Genomic DNA, 25,296 nt, shown 5'->3' with positions numbered 1-25,296 from the left:
GCGGACATCGGTTCCGGCTAGGCGTGCATGAGGACCGGCTGGGCGTCGCCCGCGTCGCCGTCCTCGTCGACCGGAACCGGCTTGGAGCGCGGCAGGAACAGCGCCGGGATCGCGGCGAGCCCGATGAACACGAGCGCCCACACGAACACCGAGCCGAACGCGTCGGCCAGCAGCGGCGTGACCTGCGCGCGCGCCTCGGGCGGGATCGCGGCGATGCCGGCGGTGCCGCCCTCGGCCTGCGGGATGCGGTCGGTGATCGCGTTCGTCAGGAGCACCGAGAGGATCGCGGTGCCGATCGAGCCGCCGACCTGCTGGATGATGTTCAGCGACGTCGACGCGCGCGGGACCTCGACGCGCTTGAGCTGCTGGATGGCCGCCGACATCGTCGGCATCATCGTCATGCCCATGCCGAGGCCCATCACGAACAGCGCACCGCCGAGCGCCCAGTAGGACGTGTCGGCGCCGACCTGCGTCAGGTAGGCCATGCCGATCGCGACCAGCGGCAGGCCGCCGAGGACGAGCTTGCCCGGGCCGATCTGGTCGGTGAGGCGGCCGGCGACCGGCATCATCACCATCGCGCCCAGGCCCTGCGGCGCGAGCAGCAGGCCGGTGTCGAGCGCGGTCTCGCCGCGGACGGTCTGCAGGTAGAGCGGCAGCAGCAGCATCGCGCCGAAGAACGCGAGCATGAACAGCGTGATCGTCAGGGCCGCGGAGCCGACGGCGCGGTTGGCGAACAGCCGCACGTCGAGCAGCGGGTTGCTGTGGCGCAGCGCGTGGAGCACGAAGCCGACGACGAGCAGGAGGCCGACGACGGTCGGCGCCCAGGCGCCGGCGTGGCCGAAGCCCTCCTCGCCGGTCTTGGCGAGGCCGTAGAGCAGCGCGGCCAGGCCGGGCGAGAGGAGCGCGAGGCCGAGGACGTCGAGCGACTCGCCGTGCTGCGGCTCGTCCTTGGGGAGGACCTTCAGCGCGAACGGCAGCGCGACGGCCGCGATCGGCAGGTTGATGTAGAAGATCCAGCGCCAGGAGACGTCGTCGACGAGCCAGCCGCCGAGGATCGGGCCCATGATCGGGCCGAGCATCATCGGGATGCCGACGACGGCCATGACGCGGCCGACGCGCTGCGGGCCGGCGGCCTGCGTGAGGATCGTCATGCCGGCCGGCATGATCATGCCGCCGCCGAGGCCCTGCAGGACGCGGAACGCGATCAGCGACTCGGCCGACCACGCGGCGCCGCAGAGCGCCGAGCCGATCGCGAACAGCGCGATCGAGATGACGTACAGGCGCTTGGTGCCGAAGCGGTGGGCGGCCCAGCCGGTCAGCGGGATCACCGTCGCCAGCGCCAGCATGTAGCCCGTGATGACCCACTGGATGGTCGACAGCGAGGTGTCGAAGTCCTGGGTCAGGTGGTTGATGGCGACGTTCACGACGGTGGTGTCGAGGATCGCCATGATCGATCCCAGGACGACGACCCACGCGATCGCCATCAGGCCCTTGTCGAGCCCCTGGTCGCTGGTGGATTCTGTGCTCAACGGTGCTCCTCGAGAACGGATGCGAGCGCGCGCGAGAGGAGCTCGCGCTGCTCGGCGGACAGGGTCTTGGTGAAGGCGCGCAGGGCGTCGCGGCGCGCGGCGTTGAAGCGCTCCGTGAGGGCGTCGCCCTTCGCGGTGAGGCTGAGGCGCTTGACGCGCCGGTCGGTCGGGTCCTCAGACCGGGCGACGAGGCCGAGGCGCTCGAGGCCGTCGAGCAGACGGCCCGTCGCCGCGACGGACAGCCGCACCCGCGGCGCCAGCTCGGTCAGCGTCATCGGGTGGTCCGTGTGCGAGATGACGAACAGCGCGCACAGCTGCGAGAGCGTCAGATCGAGCTCGCGGGCGATGTCGAAGATCTCGCCCTCGTCCTCCTTCGCGGCCAGCGCGAGGAAGTCGAACAGGTCGTCCGTGAGCCGGTCGACGCCGATGACGCCGGGTCCTTGCATGCTTGCGAAGATATCGGCGGCGCGAACTTCTTTCCTGTGCGACATCCGTCACACAGATGGAGCGTCGGCGCGCGAACCGCCGTCGCGCCGGGCGGTTCGCACGCGGACCCGACGGCGCGCACGCCCGCGCCCGGGCGCGGGCCGAAACCTAGGGTCGGCCCATGCCTGCTGCCCGGTTCGTGGCCCTCGCGATCGCCGTCCTGCTGGCCGTCGCGCCCGCTGCGCCGGCGCAGGACGACCCGCCGCCTCCGGATCCCCCGCCCGCCCCGACGGTGACGATCACCGGCGGCCCCGCGAACGGCTCGGCGACCCGCTCGGCGACCGCCTCCTTCTCCTTCACCAAGACGCCTCCCGAGGCCACGACGACGTGCTCGGTCGACGGCGCGGCGCCCGCGCCGTGCGCCTCCTCGCACGCGACCGGGACGCTCGGCAACGGCAGCCACACGTTCGCGGTCACGGCGACCAACGAGACGGGCACGGCGACGGCGAGCCGGACGTGGACGATCGACACCGCCGCGCCCGCCGCGCCGGTCATCACCGCGCCCGTGCACAACAGCCACACGAAGGAGAAGAAGCTCGTCTTCACCGGCGAGGCGAACGTGACGTTCGAGTGCCGGCTCGACATCGGGACGTTCCAGCCGTGCACCTCACCGTGGGACCTCACGGACGCGTTCGAGGGCGCGCACTGGCTCACGGTTCGTGCGAAGGACGCCGTCGGCGTCGGTCCCGAGGCGCCTGCCGTGTTCACCGAGTTCGACACGGTCAAGCCGACCGTCAAGTTCTTCCCGCCCGCCGATCTGGAGCGCTCGGCCGCGCCGGCGATCGGGCTCGGGTCGAGCGAGAACAACGTGACGTTCGCGTGCAAGGTCGACGGGACCGACGCGCCCTGCGCGACGATGTGGGACGCGATCACGCTCACCCCCGGCGCGCACGCGCTGAGCGTCACCGCGACCGACCGCGCGGGCAACACCGGCGACCCGAACGTCCTGAGCTGGACGTACACGCCGCAGTCCCAGCCGCCGGGGAACCCGCCGGGCGATCCGCCGGCCGGCCCGCCGCAGACGCCGCCCGTGTCGGTGGTCGTCAACGGGCCGCCCGGCACGACCGCGACCGTGGTGACCGGCGGCGGCGCGACGACCGCGAACAACAACGGCAACCGCCAGCCGACGAGCTCGACGCCTCGGGCGCCGGCGACGCTCATGACGCCGTTCCCGATCGTCCGCCTCGCGGGAGAGCTGCTGGGTCGCACGGCGCGCATCACGCTCCTGACCGTCACCGCGCCGCGCAGCGCGTCCGTGGACGTGCGCTGCCGCGGGAAGGGCTGCCCGCGCAGCACGAGCCGCGTGCGCGCGACCAAGCAGCAGACGGTCAAGGTCGGCTGGCTCGCGGGCGCGCGCCTGCGCGCGGGAACGACCGTGGAGATCCGCGTCACGCAGGCCGGGCGGATCGGCAAGTACACGCGCTTCCGCATCCGCGCCGGCGCCGCGCCGCAGCGTCGCGACGCGTGCCTGAAGCCGGGCTCGGCCAAGCCCGTCAGCTGCGCGGGCTGAGCGCGGCGCTCAGCGCGCCGCGCTGCTGTCGACCGGCGTGCCGTACTCCTCGGCCGGCGGCTCGCCGATGAGGATCCAGTCGCGCCCCTCGCGGACGAGCTCGCCCGCCTGCTCGAGCTGCCGCAGCGCGAGCGTCACCGACGGGCGGCGCGCGGCCGTCAGGTCCGCGAGCACGGAGTGGGTCAGCGGGAGTCGCAGGACGACGCCGCGCGCGCTCACGCGGCCCCAGCGCTGCGCGAGGTACCAGAGGAGCACGAGCAGCCGCCGGTCGACGCGCGGGTAGTGCGCGACGGCCATCGACACCGTGAGGCCGTGCGCGCGGGCCATCGCGCGGTCGAGCAGGTTCTGCACGACCGCCGGGTGCGCGCTCAGCTGCGTCGTGAAGCCCGCGTCGAGCACCGCCACGCGCGCCCGGCAGAGGACGCGCAGCGCGGTCGAGAACCAGGGCGAGACGTCCTCGCCCGGGTGGGCGCCGCCGCGCAGGACGTCGCCGGGGCCGAGCAGCTCGGCGCCCGCCGCGCCCGCGTGGCCGACGCGGCGCACGATCATGCCGTCGAGGATGAGCAGGCCGAGCCCGCCGTCCACGTCGGGGGCGGGCCGCCAGAGCCCCTTGCCGAGCGTCACGACCCGCGCCCGTAGTCGCTCGCGCGCGGACGCCAGGCCCATGCCCTCGAGGCCGGCGGCGAGCTCGGTGTCCTCGAGCAGGACATGGGTCTCGTCCGGGCTGGCGCGCAGCGGCGCGCCGACGCGCGGGGCGACGTCGTCGAGGAACGCCGCGGGCGTCGCGGTGGCGGCCGCGGCCGCGGCAGCCACCGGCGGCGCGGGCGTCCCGAGCGGGAGCTGCGTCAGCTCGGCGGGGAGCTCGGACTCGACGCGGAAGCTCCGCAGGTGCCCTTCCTCCTCCAGCACGCGCTGCGCCTCCGTCTCGCCGGGGACGAGCACGATCCCGACCCGGAAGCGCGCTGCCCGGCGGCGGGAGCGCACGAGCGCCGACGCCGCGATCGACGTCATCCCGGTGACGCGGCGCAGGTCGATCCAGACCTCGCCGACGTCGGTCGCCAGGAGCCGGTCGATCCCGCCGATCAGCGGCGTGACGAACTCCAGGTCGCAGTCGCCCGCCACCGTCACCAGGCCGCGGACGCCACGGCGTCCGACGGTCGTCGAGACGGTCGCCTGCGACGGACCTTCCGGTACCTCCGAGCTGCGAACCGCGGACCCGCGCGACATCGGACCTCCTTGCCAGGACGATGGTTCGGCGCCGGACAGGGCGCCCCGTCAGCTCGGTTCCAACCTAACCCAGATGTGGGGGTGCGCGGACAAGGTGCGAGGCCGGTGGGAGCCCGTGAAGCGCCCGAAGCGGTTCGCGCGCTGACCGTCGGAGGCGCGTTGGGAGGTTCCGGGTCCGCCGCCGAACCCGTCACGCCCGAATTCGGCACACGGCTCCGAGCGCCGCTGGTTGCATGCGAAGTGGGCGCCAGAGCCCGTCGGAGAACCGCCCGAGTCGGCCGAACGCCCGGCTCGCCACCAGGAAGGGACGACCATGCCATCGAAGAGGACGGCAGCGCTATCAGCGGCCACGGCGATCGCCGGACTCCCCCTCGCGGGGATGCAGGCGTTCGGCGACCAGCAGCAGTCGTCCGGCGGCGTGTCGCAGCAGCAGAGCGGCGGCGCGCAGCAGCAGACGGGCGGGGGCGTGTCGCAGCAGCAGGGCGGTGGCTCCCAGCAGCAGACCGGCAACGGCGTCTCGCAGCAGCAGGGCCCTGGTGGTCAGCAGCAGACCTCCGGCGGCGGTGGATGCGGCGTCTCGCAGCAGCAGTCGCCGGGCCAGCAGCAGCAGGTCAACGTCCCGTGCCCGACCACGCCGACGACCCCGACGACGCCGACGACGCCGACGACCCCGACGACGCCCACCACGCCGACGACGCCCACGACGACGACCACGACGCCGGTCACCAGCACCGCGCCGTCGAGCGCGCCGCCGGCCGTGACGCCGACGACCGCGGTCGCGGGCGCGCCGGACAGCCGCACGCCGTCGACGCCCGCCGAGGACGAGGGCGAGAGCGTGCCCCTCGGCGAGGAGGCCGAGACCCCCGCAGAGGCTCCGGAGACCGCGGTCGCGCCGGAGGAGGCCGTGACCGACACGCGGCGCGGTGGCGAGGCGCCGTTCCTCGGCTAGCGCCGTCGCGGGACTCACCGCGGTGGCGCTCGGCGGAGCCCTCGTCGCGGTGGTCCTGGCGTCGGGCGAGCCCGGCGGTGGGTCGGCTCCGGTCGCGGACGCCCCGCCCACGTCGGGGTCCGTGCAGCGCACGACTGGGACCACGCCCGGCGGCGCCCCGCTCGTCCGGGCCATCAGCCGGCCCGGCCACCTGACGCGCTGGGCGTTCGTCGGGCGCCCGGTGACCGTCCGGGCCGCGCCCGCGGTGGACGCGCGGCGGGTCGGGCGGCTCGACACGCGCACCGGCGACGGGACGACCGAGCTCGTCATGGCGCTGCAGCGCGCCCGCGACGAGGAGGGCCGCGTGTGGATCCGCGTCCGCACGCCGCTGCTGCCCACCGGCACGACCGGATGGGTGCCGCGCTCAGCGCTCACGCGGTACCGCCAGGTGCGGACGTGGGTGCTCGTCGACCGCCGCCAGCGGAGGCTCGCGCTGGTGCGCTCCGGCCGCGTCGTGCTGCGCGCGCCGATCGGCATCGGCAAGCGCGGCTCGCCGACGCCGGCGGGGCGCTTCTACGTGCGCAGCCGGCTGCTCGACCTCGACCCGGGCGGGACGTACGGGCCGATCGCGTTCGGGACGTCGGCGCGGTCGACGAAGGTCACCGACTGGCCGGGGGAGCGCGTCGTCGGCATCCACGGGACGAACCAGCCGGAGCTCATCCCCGGCCGCATCTCGCACGGCTGCATCCGGCTGCGCAACGACGACATCCGGCGCCTCGCCCGGATGATGCCGGTCGGGACGCCGGTGACCATCGTCTGACGGCGCGCGTCAGCGGCGCGTGGCCTTCACGCGGCGCGGCGCGCAGGCGCGCTTCGGGGCGCTGGCGCGGACGCGGCGGGTGGCGCGGCGCGCGGTCGTCGTGCACGCGCGCTTCTTGGCCTTCTTCTTGGCGGCCTTGGCCTTCGTCGAGGACGAGGTCGTCGTCGCCGGCGGCTGGACGGTGACGTAGACGTTCACGTAGACCGGCGCGGGCGCGGGCGCCTGGACGGTGATCGTGGCGGGCTCGCGGATGACCTCGCCTGGCAGGGTGACGTAGACGATCGTGGTCTGCTGCTGCTGTTGCTGCTGCTGGCCGCCGCCCTGCTGCTGCTGGCCGCTGGAGCCGCCGCCGTTCTGCTGCTGCTGCTGCTGGGGATCCGGCTCGGGCTCCGGCTCCGGCTCGGGGTCCGGCTCGGGCTCGGGCTCGGGCTCGGGCTCGGGCTCGGTGGAGACCGGCTCGGGCTGCGGCTCCGGTTCGGGCTCTGGCGCGGGCTCGGTCGCCACGACGGGCGGCTCCTCCACGGGTGGCTCGTCCTCGGCCTGGGCGGCCCCCGGCGCGGCCAGCGCCAGCAGGACCATCGTCGCAGGCACGCCCCTCAGCGCGCGCGTCATCGGAACTCCCTTCGTCGACTCGCTCGCGGAGCGGAGCGTGTCCGCACGCTAAGCCGCGCGCCGCCTGGGGCCGGGGCGGTCCGGGCGCCGGGCGGTCCGCACGCGAACCGCCGGACGATGGCGCCGTTCGCACGCGAACGGTCCGGTGTCAGCCGGAGTCGTCGAACCGCTGCGGCGCGGACTCGGCGGCGGGCTTGGGCGTCGCCGCCGGGGCGGGCTTCGGCGCGGGCGCCGGAGCCTGCTGGGCGGGAGCCGGGGCCGGCGCCGGAGCGGGGCGCGCGGCCGGCGCGGACTGGGCGGCCGGCGCGGGCGCGGAGGAGGCGGCGGGTGCGGCGGCGGCCGGCGTGGACGAGGAGGACCCTCCGGCGGCGGCGGCCGCGGCACGCGGGCGTGAGCGGCGAGCCGGGCGCCGGCGGAGCGGCTCGCGCAGCTTCGCGCGGACGCGTCGCACGAGTGCGGCCGGGGCCTCGGGCTCGGTCCCCGCCGACCGCTCGCTCGGCGGCGGCAGGAGGGCCGCCTGCTGCGGTGCGCTGTCGGGCTCGAGCTGCGTCCCCGGCTCCACCACGGCGAGCGCCTCCATCGCGATCAGCACGGCCGCGACGACGGTCACCGCGCGGGCCCAGCTGCCGCCGTGGGCGGGCTCGGGCTCCCACGGCTCCCACTCCTCGTAGGTGTCCGGCACCGGCGGCCGCGGGCCGGCGATGACGAGCGTCGTGTCGATGCCGTCCAGGCGCCAGTCGAGCTCCTCGCGGCTGCGCACCGGGAGCCGCCCGGTCTCGCGGCCCGCGCGCACGAGCGCGGCGCGCACGGCGGTGGCGGAGCGTTCGGCGTCCGGGGTCCCCGCGACCGAGTCGACCGTCACCGCGACGATCCGCTCGGCGACGGCGGGCTCCAGCTCCGGGTAGCGGTGCCGCAGGACGTCGCGCACGAGCGTCTCGAGCGGCACGCCGGGCCGATGCGCTTCGGGATGGTGCGTCGCGTTCCGCATGGGGATCGGCGCGAGCCTCCCATCTGGAGGAGCGCGGTCTGACCGTCCGCGGGCCCGACGGTTCGTGTGCCGACCCGTCACCGTGCGGGCGGTCGGCGCTCTGACGGCCCCCGGCACCGCTCGTTGTCCCCGAACCCGGCGAGCTGTTCTGCTCGGTCTGCGTGCTTGGCCCACCCCCGAAGCCGGCCCGCAGCCCCAATCACCCCGATCCGCCGAACGTCGCGGACTCCCCCGCAAGGAGGCACATCGCATGCAGAACACGACCAAGGTCATCCCGCTCGCCGTACTGGGAGCGCTGGCCGCGACGCCGGGTGCTGCGATGGCGGACGCCAGCCAGCAGCAGTCCCATGGTGCGCAGCAGCAGACCTCCAGCGGCGAGGGCGGCGGTGCGTCGCAGCAGCAGTCGAAGGTCGGCCAGCAGCAGACGGGCGGCGGCGCGTCGCAGCAGCAGCTGTACCCCAAGCACCACGGCGGCCCGCCGATGAACGGCGGCGGCGGTGGCGGCGGCGCGGCGTACAGCGGCGGCGGTGGCGGCTACGGCGGCGGCTCGCAGCAGCAGACCGGCAACGGCGCCTCGCAGCAGCAGTCGCCGGGCGCGCAGCAGCAGACCACCACCGGTGGTGGCGGTGGCGGCGGCGCCTCGCAGCAGCAGTCGCATGGCGCGCAGCAGCAGACGGGTGGCGGCGCCTCCCAGCAGCAGTCGCATGGCGCGCAGCAGCAGACCGGCGGTGGCGCTTCGCAGCAGCAGTCGCACGGCGCGCAGCAGCAGACGGGTGGCGGCGCCTCCCAGCAGCAGTCCCACACGGGCCAGCAGCAGACCGGCGGTGGCGCGTCGCAGCAGCAGTCGCATGGCGCCCAGCAGCAGACCGGCGGTGGCGCTTCGCAGCAGCAGTCGCACGGCGCGCAGCAGCAGACGGGCGGTGGCGCCTCGCAGCAGCAGTCGCGCACGGGCCAGCAGCAGACCAGCAGCGGCGGCAGCGACGTCGCGGCGGCCGGCTCCGGTGGCGGCGCGTCGCAGCAGCAGTCGCACGGCGCCCAGCAGCAGACCGGTGGCGGCGCGTCGCAGCAGCAGTCGCACACCGGCCAGCAGCAGACCGGTGGCGGCGCGTCGCAGCAGCAGTCGCACGGCGCCCAGCAGCAGACGGGCGGCGGCGCCTCGCAGCAGCAGTCGCACACCGGCCAGCAGCAGACCAGCGGCGGCGGTGGTGGCGGCGGCGCCTCGCAGCAGCAGTCGCACGGCGCGCAGCAGCAGACCGGCGGCGGCGCCAGCCAGCAGCAGAGCGGCGGCTGGTGGGGCGGCGCCCAGCAGCAGACCAGCGGCGGCAGCGGCGGCGCGAGCCAGCAGCAGTCGGCCGTCGGCCAGCAGCAGACGGGCGGCGGCGCGAGCCAGCAGCAGCTCTTCCCGAAGAAGCACTGCTACCCGGTCCTCCGGGCCCGCAGCGCCTCGGTGAAGCGCGGCTCCAACGGCGGCTGCTACCCGAAGGTGAAGGGCAAGCGCCGCGCGGTGCGCGTCCGCTAGACGACGAAGCCCCGTAGGGCACAACCGGCCGGCCGGCGCGGATGGCATGACCCGATCCCCGCGCCGGCCGGTCGCGTTCATGTAGCCAGGCTGAACGACAACCGTCACGAACCTTCGCTTGTCGTGACGGTTCACCGGCCCCAAGATCTGACGCATGGGACCGGCGCTCTGCCTCCTCTCCGCCGCGGCGTTCGGCGTCATGGCGATCTTCGGGAAGCTCGCGTACGACGCGGGCGTCGAGACCGACGCCCTGCTCCTCTTCCGCTTCGGCATCGCGGCGACGGTGCTCGCCGCGATCGTCTCGTTCCGGGGCGGCGTCGCGGGCCTCACGCGGCGCGAGCTGACCGCCGGCCTGCTGCTCGGCGCGGTCGGCTACGCGACCCAGGCCGGGCTCTACTTCCTCGCGCTGGAGCGGATGGACGCGTCGCTGCTGGCGCTCCTGCTCTACACGTACCCGGCGCTCGTCACCGGCGCGGCGATCGTGATCGGGCGCGACTCCGCGACGCCCGCGCGGCTCACCGCGCTCGCCATCGCCAGCGCCGGCACCGCGCTGCTGCTCGCGGGGGCGGGGACCGGCGCGCTCGACCCGCTCGCGACCGCGATGGGGCTCGGCGCCGCCGTCGCCTACACCGCCTACATCCTCACCGGCGACCGCGTGGTGGGCGGGGTCCCGCCGCTCGCGCTGTCGGCGCTCGTCACCACCGGCGCGACCGTCACGTTCGCCGCCGTCGCGTTCGGCACCGGCGGCCCCGCGCTCGACTTCGCCCCCGAGGCGTGGCTCTACCTGACGGCGATCGCGCTCATCTCGACGGTCGCGGCGATCCTCCTCTTCTTCGCCGGCCTGCAGCGCGTCGGGCCGTCGACCGCGGCCATCCTCTCGACGCTCGAGCCGGCCGTGACGGTCTCGCTCGCGGCGCTCGCGTTCGGCGAGGCGCTCACCGCGCTGCAGCTCGCCGGGGGCGCGCTGGTGCTCGCGGCGGTCGTGGCGCTCAACGTCCCGCGCACGCGCGCGAGGGCAGCCACCGCTTAACGGAACATCGCGACCCCGCCTGGGGAGTTGGCGCGTCGGGGAACCGGCGCGTACCCCACCCGACCTTTGCCATCTTCCGCACTGGGTGAGGGACAAGCGCGGAAGGATCATCGCGTTCGCGGCGCTCGCCGCGGGGATCGTCGTCCTGGCGATCGTCGTGGTCGGCGGCAGCGAGCCGTACCAGGTGACCGCACGGATGCAATCGGCCAGCCAGCTGGTCAAGGGCAATCGCGTCACGGTCGCCGGCGAGAGCGTGGGCACGGTCAAGGAGATCCGGGTGACCCCGGACTCGCAGGCCGAGGTCGTGCTCGCGATCGACGACGACTACGCGCCGCTGCGGCGCGGCACCCGCGCGATCGTCCGCCAGCTCTCCGTCTCCGGCCAGGCGAACCGCTACGTCGATCTCCAGCTCGGCGGCGCGACCGGCAAGGAGATCGACGACGGAGGCGTGATCCCCGCACAGGACGTCGTCGAGGCCGTCGACCTCGACCAGGTCTTCGACATCTTCGACGGCAAGACGCGGCCCGCCATCCGCCGCACGATCGAGGGCTTCTCGGAGTTCGCCGCCGGCAAGACCGACGAGGCGAACGCCGCGCTCCAGTACCTCAACCCCGCGCTCGCGTCCTCCAGCCGCCTGTTCGCCGAGCTGACGCAGGACCGCGGCGAGCTGGAGTCGTTCATCACGCAGACCGCGCGCCTGACCGGCGACCTCGCGGCGCGCGACGAGCAGCTCGCCGGCCTCGTCCGTCACCTCGGGCAGACGATGGAGGCCGTGGGGAGCGAGCGCGAGGACCTCGGCGAGGCGATCGAGCGGCTCCCGGCCTTCCTGCGCCGCTCGAACTCCACGTTCGTCAACCTGCGCGCCGCGCTGCAGGACCTCGACCCGCTCGTCGAGGACGCCAAGCCGGTCGTCAAGAACGACGTGCGGCCGCTGTTCGACCAGCTGCGCCCGTTCGCCGCCGACGCCGCGCCGACGCTGCGCGACCTGTCGCGGACGATCGACGCGGCCGGCGCGGACAACGACCTGATCGACCTGCTGAAGACGCAGCCGGCGGTCGACCGGATCGCCAACCAGAAGGCCGAGCGCAACGGCAAGCAGCGCGAGGGCGCGTTCAAGGCGAGCCAGGCCGCGTCCGACGACGTCATCCCGCAGGTCGCGTTCCTGCGCCCGTACGCGCCGGACCTCGTCGGCTGGTTCGACGACTTCTCGACGTCCGGCATGTACGACGCGCTCGGCGGCTTCTCGCGCGCCGGCCTGCAGCTCAACGGCTTCACGCTCGACCCGGCGACCGGTCTGCTGCCGATCCCGCCGGAGCTGCGCAAGACGGTCCTCGGCGAGGGCCTCGTCACCGGCCGCAACAACCGCTGCCCGGGCTCGGCCGAGCGCGCGGCGCCCGACGGCTCCAACCCGTACAAGCCGTCGAAGGACTACCCCTGCGACGAGAAGCAGGTGCCGCCGGGGTCATGAGCGGCGTGCGCGTGACCATCCGCCGGGTCGTTCCCGGCCTCCTCGCCATCCTCGTCGTGGCCGCGGCGGTGTGGGCGCTCTTCCTGCGTGGCGGCGGCGACGAGGTGCCGACGTACACGGTGGAGCTCGACAACGCGTTCGGCCTGACCGAGGGCGCCGAGCTGCGCGCGGCCGGCGTCGAGGTCGGCAAGGTCCGGAAGCTGCGGGTCGACAAGCGGACCGCGCGGGCGCTCGTCGAGATCTCGGTCGACCGCGACGACTTCGGCGACCTGCGCAAGGACGCCCGCTGCTCGGTCGAGCCGCAGTCGCTGATCGGCGAGTACTTCCTCGACTGCCAGCCCGGCACGAAGGCCAAGCTCCAGCCGGGCGACAAGATCCCGGTCGAGCAGACGACGGGCACGATCCCGCCCGACCTCGTCCAGAGCGTCATGCGCCAGCCGCAGCGCGAGCAGCTGGGGATCATCATCTCCGAGCTGGGCGCCGGCTTCGCGTCGCGCGGGCCCGAGCTGCGGTCGGTCATCAAGCGCGCGATCCCGGCGCTGCGCGAGACGGACGCGGTGCTGCGGCTGCTCGGCGACAACCGCCGCACGCTCCAGCAGCTGACGGTCGACGCGGACGCGGTGCTCGCGCGGCTGGCCGACAACCGCAAGGACGTGCGCCGCTTCGTCACGGAGGCGCGCGACACCGCGGCGATCTCCGCCAACCGGCGCGCGGAGCTGGCGGAGTCGATCCGGCGCCTGCCGGGCTTCCTGCGCGAGCTGCGCCCGACGCTCGACGACCTCGAGACGGTCGCGTCGAAGCAGACGCCGGCGCTGAAGGACCTGCGCGCGTCCGCGGACGACCTGGAGGACCTCCTCGAGCGGCTCGGCCCGTTCTCCGACGCGGCGACACCGGCGATCGACGCGCTGGGCGAGGCGTCGAAGAAGGGCACCGAGGCGGTCGTGCCGGCGCGGGCGACGATCGCCAAGGCGCGCACGCTCGGCCAGCAGGCCAAGGAGCCCGCGACGAACCTGCGCTTCGTCCTCGAGCACATCGACGACCGCAAGAACGCCGTCGAGAAGTCGCCCGTGAGCCCGGGCGGCCAGGGCTTCACCGGCCTGGAGGCGATGCTCCGCTACCCGTTCGTGCAGTCGCAGGCGATCAACCTGTTCGACAGCCGCGGCTACACGCTCAAGCTCAACGCGCTCGTCAACGAGTGCAGCGGCTACACGAACGCGGAGACCGCCAAGCGGACGCCGGAGCGGACGAAGAAGTGCAACGCCTGGCTCGGGCCGAACCAGCCCGGCATCACGACGCCGGACCCCTCGGTCGCCCGGCCCGCCGCCGCGCGCAAGCGCTCACGCTCGACCCGCCGCGCGCGCGGCCGCACCGAGCGCCGGCCGCGCCAGCAGGCGACCGAGGAGCAGCAGGTCGAGCAGACGCCGTCCGCGCCCGCGCCGGCCCCGCAGCCCCAGGCCACCGACCAGCAGCAGACGACGCCGGCCCCCGCGCCCGCGCCGCAGACCCCCGCCCCGCAGGCCCCCGCGTCGCCGCTGGACGACGTGCTCGAGGGCCTGCGCGACCTGCTCCCCGGCCAGAAGCCGGCGCCCGAGCAGCAGCAGCCTGCCGACCCGGAAGCGGCGCAGGGCCTCCTCGACTACCTCCTCGGGCCATGAGCGGACGGCGGCGCGCGGCATCCAGCATCGTGGCCAACCCGGTCCTCGTCGGGGCGGTGACCCTGCTCGTGGTCGTCGTGGCGGTCTTCCTCGCCTACAACGCGAACAGCGGCCTGCCGTTCGTCCCGACGTACCAGATCGACGTCGAGGTCCCGAACGCCGCGCGGCTCGTGCCCGGCAACGACGTGATGCAGGGCGGCTACCGGGTCGGCCAGGTCAAGGAGATGAAGACGATCCGCGTCAAGGGCGGCAAGGCCGGCGCGCAGCTGACGCTCGCGCTGGAGGAGAGCGTCGGGCCGCTCCCGGCGGACTCCAAGGTCGTCATCCGGCCGCGGTCGACGCTCGGCCTCAAGTACGTCGAGATCACGCCCGGCAGGTCGAACCGGCTGCTGCCCGAGGGCGCGACGCTGCGCGCGACCGAGGGCGCCGCGCGGCCGGAGCTCGACGACCTCTTCGACACGTTCACCGAGGACACGCGGCGCGACGTCGCGGAGAACCTCGGCACGTACGGCGCGGGCCTGGCGAGCCGCGGCAAGGACCTCAACCGCACGCTGCTCAAGCTCGACCCGCTGCTCGAGGACGTGCAGCCGGTGATGCGCACGCTGTCGGACCCGGGGACGCAGCTCGTCCGCTTCTTCGAGGAGCTGCAGGACACCGCCGCGATCACGCTCCCGGTCGCGCGCGAGCTGTCGCACGGGTTCACCGCGGGCGCCGACGTCTTCGACGCGATCTCGGCCGACCCGGAGGCGCTCGACCAGACGATCGCGCAGTCGCCGCGCACGCTGCGCGAGGGCACGCCCGCGCTCGTCGGCCAGCGTCCGTTCCTGCGTCGCTTCGCGAACCTCTCCGACGAGATCGCCGGCACCGCGTCCGAGCTGCGCCGCTCGGTCGCGCCGACCAGCCGCGCGCTGAAGGCCGGCACGGCGGTGCTGCCCGACACGCCGCCGCTGTCGGAGAAGCTCGGCACGACGTTCACCGCGCTGCGCGATCTCTCCAAGTCGCCGACGACGAACCTCACGCTCGACGGCCTCGCGACGACGACGAACACGCTCAACCACACGCTGCGCTGGGTCGGCCCGCACGTCACGGTCTGCAACTACTGGAACTACTGGTGGACGTACCTCTCCGACCACATGGCCGAGGAGGTCGACTCCGGCACCGTCCAGCGCATCCAGGTGAAGATGTCGAACCCGCTGCAGCCCAACGGGCCGGCGTCGTTCGGGGCGACCGCGCCGGCCAACGGCGGCGAGAACCTCCCGACGCTGCCGGGCATCGGCACGCTCGGCGACAGCGTCAACCTGCACGCGCAGCCGTACGGCCGCGCGGTCGACGAGAACGGCAACGCCGACTGCGAGACCGGCCAGCGCGGCTTCCCGCGGCGGCTCGCGCCGGAGGGCTTCCACCCCGAGCTCGACATCGCGGTCTCGCCGCGCACGCCGGGCAACCAGGGCCCGACCTACACCGGCCGGTCCAAGGTGCCCGAGGGCCAGACGTTCAGCGCCGAGCCGACCGGGCTCGCTCCGAAGGTGGCGGGCCGATGAGGCCGGGCAAGCGGCGTGGGCTGGGACGGGCGCAGGCGGGCGCGCTGCTGCTGATCGTCATCGCGGTGGCCGTCTACTTCGGCTTCACCAAGGACATCCCGTACGTCAACGAGCCGTACGAGATCAAGGCGGCGTTCCGCGACACGAGCGGGATGCGCCCGGGCTCGCCGGTCCGCATCGCGGGCGTCGAGGTCGGGGAGGTGCGCAAGGTCGAGCACACCAAGCCGGGCGCGCGCACCGCGACGGTGACGATGTCGATCCTCGACAAGGGCAAGCCGATCAAGGACGACGCGCGCGCGACGATCCGGCCGCGCATCTTCCTGGAGGGCAACTTCTTCGTCGACCTCTCGCCCGGCACACCGAGCGGCGAGGAGATGGAGGACGGCGACACGATCCCCGTCACGCGCACGAGCACGCCGGTGCAGCTCGACCAGGTGCTCAAGGCGCTGCGGCAGGACGTGCGCGAGCACCTCAAGACGACGTTCCACGAGCTGGGCGAGGCCGAGAAGGCGGGGGCGCCGCAGGCGTTCAACCGCTCGCTCGACGACCAGCCGGGCGCGTACCGGTGGTCGGCGGTCGTGGCGGACGCGATGCTCGGCGAGACGCCGGGCGACCTCGCCAAGCTCGTCGACAAGACCGGCGACGTCGCCGGCGGGCTGGACCGCAACCCGGAGCGGCTGCAGACCCTCGTCCAGGACTTCGACCGCACGATGGCGGCGTTCGCGGAGAGCGAGGGCGACCTGCGCGAGACGATCGACGAGCTGCCCGGCACGCTGCGGCAGGCGCTCCCGGCGCTGGCCGACCTCAACGCGTCGTTCCCGGCCGTGCGGCGGCTGGCGCGCGAGGCGCGTCCGGGCGTGCGCTCGACCGGCCCGGCGGCGCGCGCGATGACGCCGCTGGTGAAGGAGCTGCGCGGGCTGGTCTCGCAGGACGAGCTGCGCGGCCTGGCCGCCGACCTGCGCACCGCGACGCCGCCGCTCGCGCAGCTGTCCAAGGAGACGGTGCCGCTGCTCGAGCAGATCCGCCCGCTGGCGTCGTGCACGAGCGAGGTCCTCGTCCCGTTCGGCAAGCTGACCGTGCCCGACAAGGCGTTCCCGGCGTCCGGCCCGATCTACCAGGAGGCCGGCAAGTTCCTCCCGGGCCTGGCCGGCGAGTCGCGCTCGTTCGACGCCAACGGCCAGTGGTTCAAGGTCATGGGCCAGGGCGGGGCGGAGACGTTCGACCTCGGCAACGGGCTGTTCGGCACCGCGCTGCAGCCGGTCGTCGGCGTCAACCCGCCGCCGGACCGCTCGATCCCGCCCTACCGGCCGGACACGCCGTGCGAGACGCAGGAGCTGCCGAACCTGGAGACCAAGCCGGGCATCCCGCCGAAGTCCACGCAGTCGCGGTCGAAGGCGGCTGACGCGCGCTCCGAGAAGGCGCGGTCGGTGGCGCTCGCGCTGACGCAGATCCAGAACCTGCTGCAGGGCGACAAGACCAAGGTCGTCGACCGGGACGCGACCGCCAAGCAGGCCGCACGGGGGTCGTCGCGATGAGGCGCATCCTGCGCAAGTTCTGGCGCCCCGTCGCGACGATCTTCGGGCTGATCGTGCTCGCCGCGCTCGTCTCCGGCTACATCCTCGGGCAGCAGAACCTGCGCTTCCCGTGGGAGGACGACCCGGTCCGGATGTACGTCGACCTGGAGAACGCGCAGGCCGTCACGCCGGGCCAGGGGCAGAGCGTGCAGGTCGCGGGCGTGAAGATCGGGCTCATCTCGGGCGTCGAGCTGATCGACGGGCGCGCGCGGGTGGCGCTCGACATCGAGCAGGGCAACGAGGGCCTGATCCGGACCGACGCGCGGGCGATGCTGCGCCCGCGGACGGCGCTGAAGGACATGTACATCCAGATCCTGCCGGGGTCGCGGACGGCGAAGGCGGCCGGGGAGGACTTCACGATCCCCGTCCGCAACACGACGACCGACGTCGACCTCGACGAGATCCTGGGGACGCTGGACGAGCGCACGCGTGACTACCTCGTGCTGCTGGCGGAGGGGGCTGGGACCGGCCTGAAGGACCGCGGCAGCGACCTGGCCGAGGTGTTCCGGCGCTTCGAGCCGACCGCGGCGGACCTGCGGCGCGTCAACAGCGCGGTCGGTCAGGAGCACCGGGCGCTGCGGCGGCTGGTGACGTCGATCGCGTCGCTCAACGAGGAGCTGGCGCGCGACCCGGACGACCTGGCCGAGCTGGTCGACACGTCGGCGGCGACGTTCACCGCGTTCGCGTCCGAGGACGAGCGGCTGCAGGAGTCGCTGCGCGAGCTGCCGCCGACGCTGCGCAAGGCGACGCAGACGCTGCAGGCCGTGCGGCCGTTCGCGCGGGAGCTGCGGCCGCTGTCGCGGGAGCTCGTGCCGGCGGTGCAGGCGCTCGACGACGCGAACGAGAAGCTCGAGCCGTTCGCGAAGAAGACGCGGCCGGTCGTGTCGAGCGAGCTGCGGCCGTTCGCGCGGGCGGCGCGTCCGCTGGTGGCGGACCTGGGCCCGGCGGCGACCGACCTGTCCGCGGCGATCCCCGAGGTGACGCGCTCGGGCAAGGTCGCGAACCGGTTCTTCAACATGCTCGCCTCGAACCCCGACGGCGCGCAGGGCCCGGGCGTGTCGGGGCGCGAGGAGGGCTTCCTGTTCTGGCTCGGGTGGCTGTTCCACCAGGGCGTGAACCTGCAGAACGTCGAGGACGCCAACGGGCCGATGCGGCCGATCTTCCTGACCGGCACCTGCGGGACGCTGACGTCGCTGGTCAACGACAACCCGCTGGCGGAGTTCGGGCTCAACCTGTCGCCGATCCTCGCCAACCTCTGCGGCAACCCGGACACGACGTCGATCGACCTGGAGGCGCTGATCGGGGCGCTGCCCAAGCCGATCCAGGACCTGTTCCCGCTCGGCACGCTGCCGGCGAGCGCGAAGAAGGAGGGGAAGTAGGTGCCGAAGAAGGCGATCTCCCCCTTGCGGCTGGCGATCATCGCCGGGTTCGCGCTGTCGTGCTTCGGGCTGCTGCTCTACCTCTGGCTGGCGTTCGGCGGCTCGGTGCCGCTGCAGCCCAAGGGCTACCGCTTCCAGGTCGCGTTCCCCGATGCCGCGACGCTGGCCAACCAGGCCGACGTGCGGGTGGCGGGCGTCAACGTCGGCAAGGTCGTCAAGCGCGAGCTGGCGCCGGACGGCCGGCGGACGCTGGCGACGATCGAGCTGGAGGAGCAGGTCGCGCCGGTGCGGACCGACGCGCGGGCGCTGCTGCGGCAGAAGACGCTGCTCGGCGAGACGTACGTGGAGCTGACGTTCGGGACGCGGCGCGGGCGCGAGCTGCCGGAGGGCGGGCGGCTGAAGGACGGGCAGGTCCAGGAGGCCGTCGAGTTCGACGAGCTGCTGACGACGTTCGACGAGCCGACGCGGAAGGCGCTGCAGAAGTGGCAGGCGGTGTCGTCCGACGCGACCGCGGGGCGCGAGGAGGACCTGAGCGACGCGCTGGGCAACCTGCCGCGGTTCACCGACGGGGCGCAGACGCTGGTCGACGTGCTGAACCGGCGGCGCGACACGCTGCGCGCGGTGGTGCAGGACACGGGGACGACGTTCGACGCGCTCAACCGCGACGCGGGGGCGCTGCAGCGGACGATCACGCGCAGCGACCAGGTGCTGACGACGCTGTCCTCGCGGCGCGAGGCGCTGAGCGAGTCGATCCGGATCTTCCCGACCTTCCTCGACGAGTCGCGGCAGACGCTGACGCGGATGGAGCGGTTCGCGAAGGACACCGAGCCGCTGCTGAAGGACGTCGAGCCGGTGCTGGAGGACGCGCAGCCGACGCTCCGGTCGCTGGCCGGCGTCGCGCCGGACACCGAGAAGCTCTTCGCGGACCTGCCCGCGCTGATCCGCGCGGGCGACGAGGGCCTGCCCGCGCTGACCCGCGTCCTGCAGGGCCTGGACCCGACGCTCGAGAAGGTCGGGCCGCTGCTGCAGCAGCTCAACCCGGTGCTCGAGTTCCTCGAGCTCTACCAGGCGACGTTCACGAACTTCATCTCGATCGGCGCGAACGCGGCGGGCATGAAGGTCACCCCGCCGGCGGGCCAGGAGCAGACCAACGGCCACGCGCTCCCGCAGATGATCATGCTCGGCTCCCAGTCGCTCCCGGCCACCCAGCGCAGCGCCGACAACCGCGGCAACGCGTACTTCGCCCCCGACGCGCTCCTGTTCGGCAACGACAACGCGGGCAAGTACCTCACCCCGCCCGCCTGGGACTGCAAGAACACGAACGGCCCCAAGGAGCCCTCCAGCGGTGGCCCGGGCTGCTGGGTCCAGGGCCCGGTCACCTCCGGCGGCACCACCTCCCGCTACCCCCACGTCACCGAAGCCGCCCGCGGCGGCCTCACCAAGCGTCCCGACGGCCAGTGATGCGCACCCGCACCCTCGCCGCGCGGGCGAGGGTGGGGTGACATCGCGGTGCGTCAGCAGCCGGCCGCGCGCGCGACGCGGGTGGCGGACTCGACCAGGCGCAGGGCGCGGAAGAGGTCGAGCTGGCGCGGGACGAGGGTGAGGGTGCGGGCGCCGAAGAGGAGCATGCGGCCGCAGGTCGGGCGTGTGCCCGCGGGGATGAGCGGGAGGAGCGCGTTGCGGGCGGAGCGCGGGAGCGACTCCACCTGCGTGCGGAGGGCCGCGAGGAGGTCGGCGGCGGAGCGGACCGTGACCGGGAACGTCTTCGTGGCCGTGTTGCCGGCGGCGTCGGTCGCGGTGCAGGTCACGGTCGTCGTGCCCGCGGCGAAGCGGGTGCCGGACGCGGGCGTGCACGCGAGCTTCGCCTCGCTCGTCTCGTCGACGGCGGTGGCGCTGTAGCGGACGGTCGCGCCGGCCGGGCCGGTCGCGTCGGTCGTGATCGGCGCCGGGACGTTGATCACCGGCGGCGTCGTGTCGGTCGGCTCGGGGTCGCGGCCGCCGACGACCGGGAGCTTGCCCGAGCCGGACGTCACGACGACGTCGTCGGGCACCACGATCTCGAACTCGAGCTTGTCGACGTCGCTGTTCGTCTCGGTCGCGTCGGCCTTGGCGTGCGCGTTGGCCGAGCCCTCCTGCTTGGTGTCCTCGCTCGCCCAGCTGTTGGCGTGGCTCTCGAGCCGCGCGTTGACCGGCGACGTGCCCTCGGGGATCTCGATCGGCACCTCGAACGTCCTGTCGACCGTCCCGCGCGAGTCGAAGGTCTCCCAGATGCCGCGGCCCTCGGGCATGCAGTTCTCGCCGTCGCAGTGGCCGACGCGGATCCCCATGCGGACCCAGGTCATCGCGCCGGCGCGGTCGCGGTCGCGGCCGGCGTCGATCCGCGCCCGGATGCGGCCGCGCAGCACGACCGTGGTCGCCTGGTTCACCGTGATCGTGTCGTCCAGGTAGGCGTCGGTCTCCGACAGCCCGCTGGCGCGGAACAGGCCCGAGGTGGCGGCGGTCGAGCGGCCGTACGTCTGCAGGACGCCGCCGGCCTGGGCGGAGGCGAACGCGGTGGCGTCCGACGCGGCGCACCCGCCGGGGCAGGCGGTGCCCGGCGGCGGACCGGGCGAGGGGAGCGGCGGCCAGTTCGGCGTGCTGGTGGAGACGGCGTCGGTGCCGAGCTTGCGGTCGGACGCGTACGTCGGCGCCTCGGGGTTGCTGGTCGGGTACGCGGTCTTCGCGGTGCTGAAGTGCGCGGCAACGCCGATGTGGCCGGGGATGCCCGGGGTGTAGGCGGCGTCCGCGGGGGCGGCGAGCGACAGCGCGGCGAGCGAGACGGCGCCGCCGGCGAGGGCGCGGCGGGCGAGGGTCAGGGGCATGCGACGGGTCCTTCCGTGGGGGCGTGCACAACGCCGCGCATCGTCGGCGCGCACCCGGGGCCACGGCGTCCGGGAAGTGCCCACGGCGACCCCCTGAGCGGGACGCCGGGGTTCACCTCCGGACGACAGCGGGTCGCGTGGCGGGATCAACCGCGAGGCTGCCCTCGGCGTTTCGGTTGCGCGGGCAACGAGCACCCTTGGCCCCACACGGACTTCACTGGAGGCAACACGGACATGGGCATCGGAGCACTCGCCGTTCGCGGCACGGTCGGGCCGTTCTTCATCGGGCACGGGGCGCAGAAGCTGTTCGGCGCGTTCGGCGGCCACGGCCTGGAGGGCACCGCCGGCTTCTTCGAGTCGCTCGGCCTGCGGCCGGGCAAGCGGCACGCGACCGCGGCAGGAGCGGCCGAGCTCGGCGCGGGCGTGCTGCTCACCGCCGGCGCGCTGACGCCGGTCGCCGCGACGCTCGTCACGAGCACGATGACGACCGCCATCCGCAAGGTCCACGCGAGCAAGGGCCCGTGGGTGACGGAGGGCGGCTACGAGTACAACGCGGTCCTGATCGCGGCGGCCATGGCGCTGGCGGACAAGGGGCCGGGCAAGCTGTCGGTCGACGCCGCGCTGTTCCCGAACTTCAAGGGCGCGAAGTGGGCGCTGCTCGCGCTCGCCGCCGGCGTCGCGGGCTCCTACCTGGCGACCGACGGCCCGCTGGCCGAGTCGGCGCCGCCCGAGCCGCAGGGCGCGCGCGGGCTGGACGACGACGCCGGCCAGGCGCAGGAGCAGTCGACCGTCGCGGCGGGCAACGGCACCGCCTGAGGCGTCACTCGGCTGCGGGCGGCGGGTCGGGCTCGGGCGGGGGCGGCGCGGAGGCGTCACGCGGCTTGCGCTCGGCCGCCGCTTTCTGCGCCGCGGCCTTCGCTGCCGCGGCCGCCGCCTCGGCCCGCCGCCGCGCGCCCTCCTCCCGCGCCCGCCGCTCCAGCTCGTCGAGCCGCGCCTGCTCCTCCCGCGACGACACGATCGCGTGCGCGAGCAGCGCGTAGGCGGCGAGCCCCGTCGCCGCCGCGATGACGATCACCCCCGCGGCGATCCCGGTGCTCAGGTGCTGGTCGGGCTCCGAGGTGCGCGCCAGGCCGACGACCGTCACCACGGCGAACACGACGACGCCGGCTGCGAACAGCGCCGCCAACCGGCGCTCGCGCCGCGTCATGCGCACCCGTCCCGCATCGCGCTCGGCCACGCAGGGGTTATCGCACAACCGCGCCCGGGACGGTGAACGCGCCAGTTGGATCAGCGAGCTGACCAATGGGAGTCGGCTGCCGCCAGAAAGGTGTAGCGTTCCCGCCTTCGCGCGGTCCGGTGTGGCAGGGGAAACCCGCCGGACCCCGCAGATCAAGTTCCAACGATCTGGGAGGATCGGATGTCCGAACGCCTTCGGAGGCGGCTGCTCGCCGCCGGGTCCCTGCTGGGGGTCGTCGCGCTGGCCACGGCGTCGCAGACCATCGCGGCCGGGGACGGCGCCGAGCAGGCAGAGCAGCGCACGTACGTGGTGCTCTACGCGGAGGGCGCCGACGCTGCGGCCGCCCGCGACGCGATCGCCAAGGCCGGCGGCACGCTCGTCGAGGAGAACGGCGCCGTCGGCGTCGCGCGGGTGACCTCGACGAACGCGGAGTTCACGGAGACCGTGGCCGAGTCCGACGCCGTCCGCGGCGCGGCCAGCGAGCGCTCGATCGGCCAGGCGCCGTCGCAGCGCCCGAAGGAGGAGGAGCTCGAGCGCCAGGACGCCGCGCGCAAGCAGCAGCGCGGGCGCGGCGGCCGGCCGGGGCATGGCGATGGCGGCCCGGGCCACGGCGGCGGCGGGGGTGGGCGGGATGTCGTCCCCGACCCCCTCGCCGACCGGCAGTGGGACATGGCGATGATCGACGCGGACGCCGACGGCTCCTACCGCAAGCAGCAGGGCGACCGCGCCGTGCGGGTCGGCATCATCGACACCGGCGTCGACGGCTCGCACCCGGACATCGCGCCGAACTTCAACGCCGGCCTCAGCCGCAACTTCACCACCGACGACCCGCTGGTCGACGGCCCGTGCGCCGAGGATCCGGACGGCTCGTGCGAGGACCCGGCGAACGTCGACGAGGACGGCCACGGCACGCACGTCGCGGGCACGATCGGCTCGCCGCTCAACGGCCAGGGCATCGGCGGCGTCGCCCCGAAGGTCGAGCTCGTCAACCTGCGCGCCGGCCAGGACTCGGGCTACTTCTTCCTGCAGCCGACGGTCGACGCGCTCACGTACGCCGCCGACAACGGCATCGACGTCGTGAACATGTCGTTCTACATCGACCCGTGGCTGTTCAACTGCACGAGCAACCCGGCGGACACGCCGGAGGACCAGCTCGAGCAGCGGACGATCATCGAGGCCACGCAGCGGGCGCTGCGCTACGCGCGTGACCGCGGCGTGACGCTGATCGCGGCCGCCGGCAACCAGTACATCGACCTCGGCGACCCGTCCGAGAACGAGGCCTCGCCCGACTACCCGCCGGGCGCCGAGTACCCGCGCGACGTCGACAACTCGTGCCTCACGCTCCCCGCGGAGGGCGAGGGCGTCGTCGCCGTCACGTCGGTCGGCCCGAGCGGCCGCAAGGCGTACTACTCGAGCTACGGCATCGAGCAGGCGGACGTCGCCGCGCCGGGCGGCGACACGCGCGACCACCCGGCCGCGCCGGCCGCGCTGGCCGAGGCCGGCATCCTCGCGCCGTACCCGAAGGCGCTGGCCGAGGCCAACGGCGAGCTCAACCCCGACGGCACGCCGAACACGCCGTTCGTCGTCCAGGACGGGTCGGGCTACTACCAGTACCTCCAGGGCACGTCGATGGCCTCGCCGCACGCGGCGGGCGTCGCGGCGCTGATCGTGAGCCAGTACGGCCAGCGGCAGCGCGACGGCGGCAAGGGCCTCGCGCCGCGGTTCGTCGAGCGGGTCCTGACCGGGACCGCCGTCGACACGCCGTGCCCGGAGCCGCGCACGTTCGTCTACCCGAACCTGCCGGCCACGTACACCGCCACCTGCGAGGGCACGCCGGAGCGCAACGGCTTCTTCGGCGACGGCCTCGTGAACGCGCTGCGGGCGGTGTCGCTCCGCTAGTAGCCGACCGGCGCCGCGGCGGCCGCCGTGCGTGCGCGCTTGCGCTCGTGCAGGGCGGTGTCGGCCGCGGTGACCAGCTGCTCGACCGTGTCGCCGTCGTCCGGGTACAGGACGGCGGCGACGGTCGCGCGCATCGGGCCGTCGCCCGGCCCGCGCGAGACATGCGCGACCGCCTGGGTCAGGCCGCTGGCCATCCGGTCCGCGCCCCACGCGCGGGCCCCGGGCGCGATCACCGCCAGCTCGTCCCCACCGATACGGGCGAGCATGTCGTCCTCGCGCACGACGCCCGCGGTCTGCACCGCGACCTCGCGCAGGACGCGGTCGCCGTTGACGTGGCCGTGGCGGTCGTTGACGCCCTTGAAGTCGTCGAGGTCGATGAACAAGAGCGCGAACGGGCGCCCGGCGGCGACCCCGTCCGCGAGCGCCGCGTCGTAGGCGCGGCGGTTCGCCAGCCCGGTCAGCGCGTCGCGGTGGGCGATCGTGTGCTGGCGGCGCTCGGCGAGGACCAGGCGCTCCTTGAGCTTCGCGACCGCGAACGTCGTGGCGATCGTCGCGGCGGCGAACGCGAACAGCCACGTGTCGTAGTGGTCGTCGATCGCGCCCTGCGGGTCGAGGTAGAGCGGCGTGCCGGCGACGACGATCAGCTCGGCGGTGAGGAACCAGCGCCAGCGCGGCCCGAAGAAGTAGCCGAGGTAGATCGCGATCAGGCTCAGCAGCGGGCGGACGAACGAGTCGGTGTCGCCGGTCGCGAAGATCGCGAGCCCCACGACCGGGTACAGGACCGCCGCCGTGACGCCGTGGACGTCCTTCGAGACGTGCGTCCAGCCGACGCCGACGAGGCAGAGCACGCCGTGGATGCCGATCGGCACCATCAGCGCCACCATGATCGCGACGTGCTCCTGGTCGGCGCCGGGGAGGAGCAGCGCCAGCAGGCTCACCGCGCACGCGCACAGCCACAGCCACCCGGACGTGCGGGCCATCACGACGGCCTCGTCGTCGTGGGGGCGGGGCAGGGCGTGCGCGCTCATGCACG

At 74.3% G+C, this 25,296-nt stretch carries 21 protein-coding genes; 13 read left to right on the top strand and 8 right to left on the bottom strand.

Annotation, left to right across the window (positions count from 1 at the left end; all coding sequences use genetic code 11):
• Positions 1 to 17: 17 nt before the first annotated feature.
• Together AC1UE5_RS13805 and AC1UE5_RS13800 are read right to left on the bottom strand one after the other, a co-directional pair.
• Positions 18 to 1,484 carry a DHA2 family efflux MFS transporter permease subunit gene (locus AC1UE5_RS13805; RefSeq protein ID WP_482925042.1) on the bottom strand — a complete coding sequence of 489 codons (1,467 nt, stop codon included), beginning with the start codon at positions 1,482 to 1,484 and terminating at the stop codon, positions 18 to 20.
• A gap of 41 nt (positions 1,485 to 1,525) precedes the next feature.
• The gene (locus AC1UE5_RS13800) at positions 1,526 to 1,975 is read right to left on the bottom strand and encodes a MarR family winged helix-turn-helix transcriptional regulator (protein ID WP_482924336.1); all 450 of its coding nucleotides are present in this window, start codon (positions 1,973 to 1,975) and stop codon (positions 1,526 to 1,528) included.
• Positions 1,976 to 2,136: 161 nt separating this feature from the next.
• Here AC1UE5_RS13800 and AC1UE5_RS13795 point away from each other — a divergent pair, with 161 nt between their 5' ends.
• Complete coding sequence (locus AC1UE5_RS13795) at positions 2,137 to 3,525, top strand: hypothetical protein (RefSeq protein ID WP_482924334.1); 1,389 nt, start codon at positions 2,137 to 2,139, stop codon at positions 3,523 to 3,525.
• Positions 3,526 to 3,534: 9 nt separating this feature from the next.
• Here AC1UE5_RS13795 and AC1UE5_RS13790 read toward each other — a convergent pair whose 3' ends face one another.
• A complete protein-coding gene (locus tag AC1UE5_RS13790; RefSeq protein ID WP_482924332.1) occupies positions 3,535 to 4,752 on the bottom strand; it encodes a helix-turn-helix domain-containing protein in 1,218 nt (405 codons plus the stop codon).
• Between the two features lie 313 nt (positions 4,753 to 5,065).
• Between AC1UE5_RS13790 and AC1UE5_RS13785 the strand changes: the two genes are divergently transcribed.
• The gene (locus AC1UE5_RS13785) at positions 5,066 to 5,701 is read left to right on the top strand and encodes a hypothetical protein (RefSeq protein ID WP_482924330.1); all 636 of its coding nucleotides are present in this window, start codon (positions 5,066 to 5,068) and stop codon (positions 5,699 to 5,701) included.
• Between the two features lie 22 nt (positions 5,702 to 5,723).
• A complete protein-coding gene (locus tag AC1UE5_RS13780) occupies positions 5,724 to 6,500 on the top strand; it encodes a L,D-transpeptidase family protein (protein ID WP_482924328.1) in 777 nt (258 codons plus the stop codon).
• A 9-nt stretch (positions 6,501 to 6,509) separates the two neighbouring features.
• On the opposite strand, the gene AC1UE5_RS13775 is transcribed toward AC1UE5_RS13780, so the two are convergent.
• Positions 6,510 to 7,112 (bottom strand): hypothetical protein, encoded by a 603-nt coding sequence (locus AC1UE5_RS13775; protein ID WP_482924326.1) that lies wholly within the window; start codon positions 7,110 to 7,112, stop codon positions 6,510 to 6,512.
• Between the two features lie 148 nt (positions 7,113 to 7,260).
• Positions 7,261 to 8,058: a hypothetical protein gene (locus AC1UE5_RS13770; protein ID WP_482924324.1), complete on the bottom strand. Its 798-nt coding sequence runs from the start codon at positions 8,056 to 8,058 to the stop codon at positions 7,261 to 7,263.
• Positions 8,059 to 8,350: 292 nt separating this feature from the next.
• Here AC1UE5_RS13770 and AC1UE5_RS13765 point away from each other — a divergent pair, with 292 nt between their 5' ends.
• The 8 genes from AC1UE5_RS13765 to AC1UE5_RS13730 all read left to right on the top strand — a co-directional run bounded on the left by AC1UE5_RS13765 (position 8,351) and on the right by AC1UE5_RS13730 (position 19,727).
• Complete coding sequence (locus tag AC1UE5_RS13765) at positions 8,351 to 9,619, top strand: hypothetical protein (RefSeq protein WP_482924322.1); 1,269 nt, start codon at positions 8,351 to 8,353, stop codon at positions 9,617 to 9,619.
• Between the two features lie 154 nt (positions 9,620 to 9,773).
• The gene (locus AC1UE5_RS13760) at positions 9,774 to 10,649 is read left to right on the top strand and encodes an EamA family transporter (RefSeq protein WP_482924320.1); all 876 of its coding nucleotides are present in this window, start codon (positions 9,774 to 9,776) and stop codon (positions 10,647 to 10,649) included.
• Between the two features lie 85 nt (positions 10,650 to 10,734).
• Positions 10,735 to 12,117: an MlaD family protein gene (locus tag AC1UE5_RS13755; protein WP_482924318.1), complete on the top strand. Its 1,383-nt coding sequence runs from the start codon at positions 10,735 to 10,737 to the stop codon at positions 12,115 to 12,117.
• Complete coding sequence (locus AC1UE5_RS13750; protein ID WP_482924316.1) at positions 12,114 to 13,772, top strand: MlaD family protein; 1,659 nt, start codon at positions 12,114 to 12,116, stop codon at positions 13,770 to 13,772. The genes AC1UE5_RS13755 and AC1UE5_RS13750 overlap by 4 nt, the downstream gene beginning before the upstream one ends.
• Positions 13,769 to 15,313 carry an MlaD family protein gene (locus AC1UE5_RS13745; RefSeq protein WP_482924313.1) on the top strand — a complete coding sequence of 515 codons (1,545 nt, stop codon included), beginning with the start codon at positions 13,769 to 13,771 and terminating at the stop codon, positions 15,311 to 15,313. Before AC1UE5_RS13750 ends, AC1UE5_RS13745 begins: the two co-directional genes overlap by 4 nt.
• The gene (locus AC1UE5_RS13740) at positions 15,310 to 16,848 is read left to right on the top strand and encodes an MlaD family protein (RefSeq protein WP_482924311.1); all 1,539 of its coding nucleotides are present in this window, start codon (positions 15,310 to 15,312) and stop codon (positions 16,846 to 16,848) included. The genes AC1UE5_RS13745 and AC1UE5_RS13740 overlap by 4 nt, the downstream gene beginning before the upstream one ends.
• Complete coding sequence (locus AC1UE5_RS13735; protein WP_482924309.1) at positions 16,845 to 18,266, top strand: MlaD family protein; 1,422 nt, start codon at positions 16,845 to 16,847, stop codon at positions 18,264 to 18,266. Before AC1UE5_RS13740 ends, AC1UE5_RS13735 begins: the two co-directional genes overlap by 4 nt.
• Positions 18,267 to 19,727 (top strand): MlaD family protein, encoded by a 1,461-nt coding sequence (locus AC1UE5_RS13730; RefSeq protein ID WP_482924307.1) that lies wholly within the window; start codon positions 18,267 to 18,269, stop codon positions 19,725 to 19,727. It abuts the gene before it with no gap.
• Positions 19,728 to 19,780: 53 nt separating this feature from the next.
• Here AC1UE5_RS13730 and AC1UE5_RS13725 read toward each other — a convergent pair whose 3' ends face one another.
• Positions 19,781 to 21,127, bottom strand: a complete 1,347-nt coding sequence (locus AC1UE5_RS13725; protein ID WP_482924306.1) for an HYR domain-containing protein — start codon at positions 21,125 to 21,127, stop codon at positions 19,781 to 19,783.
• Positions 21,128 to 21,361: 234 nt separating this feature from the next.
• On the opposite strand from AC1UE5_RS13725, the gene AC1UE5_RS13720 reads away from it, so the two are divergent.
• Positions 21,362 to 21,943 carry a DoxX family protein gene (locus AC1UE5_RS13720; RefSeq protein ID WP_482924304.1) on the top strand — a complete coding sequence of 194 codons (582 nt, stop codon included), beginning with the start codon at positions 21,362 to 21,364 and terminating at the stop codon, positions 21,941 to 21,943.
• A 4-nt stretch (positions 21,944 to 21,947) separates the two neighbouring features.
• On the opposite strand, the gene AC1UE5_RS13715 is transcribed toward AC1UE5_RS13720, so the two are convergent.
• Positions 21,948 to 22,364 (bottom strand): hypothetical protein, encoded by a 417-nt coding sequence (locus tag AC1UE5_RS13715; RefSeq protein WP_482924302.1) that lies wholly within the window; start codon positions 22,362 to 22,364, stop codon positions 21,948 to 21,950.
• Between the two features lie 180 nt (positions 22,365 to 22,544).
• Between AC1UE5_RS13715 and AC1UE5_RS13710 the strand changes: the two genes are divergently transcribed.
• Positions 22,545 to 24,263: a S8 family peptidase gene (locus tag AC1UE5_RS13710; RefSeq protein WP_482924300.1), complete on the top strand. Its 1,719-nt coding sequence runs from the start codon at positions 22,545 to 22,547 to the stop codon at positions 24,261 to 24,263.
• Here AC1UE5_RS13710 and AC1UE5_RS13705 read toward each other — a convergent pair.
• Complete coding sequence (locus AC1UE5_RS13705) at positions 24,260 to 25,291, bottom strand: GGDEF domain-containing protein (RefSeq protein ID WP_482924298.1); 1,032 nt, start codon at positions 25,289 to 25,291, stop codon at positions 24,260 to 24,262. The genes AC1UE5_RS13710 and AC1UE5_RS13705 overlap by 4 nt on opposite strands.
• Between the last annotated feature and the right edge of the window lie 5 nt (positions 25,292 to 25,296).

The organism is Parviterribacter multiflagellatus, assembly GCF_056863265.1.
This window is presented reverse-complemented; position numbering and strand designations above follow the sequence as displayed.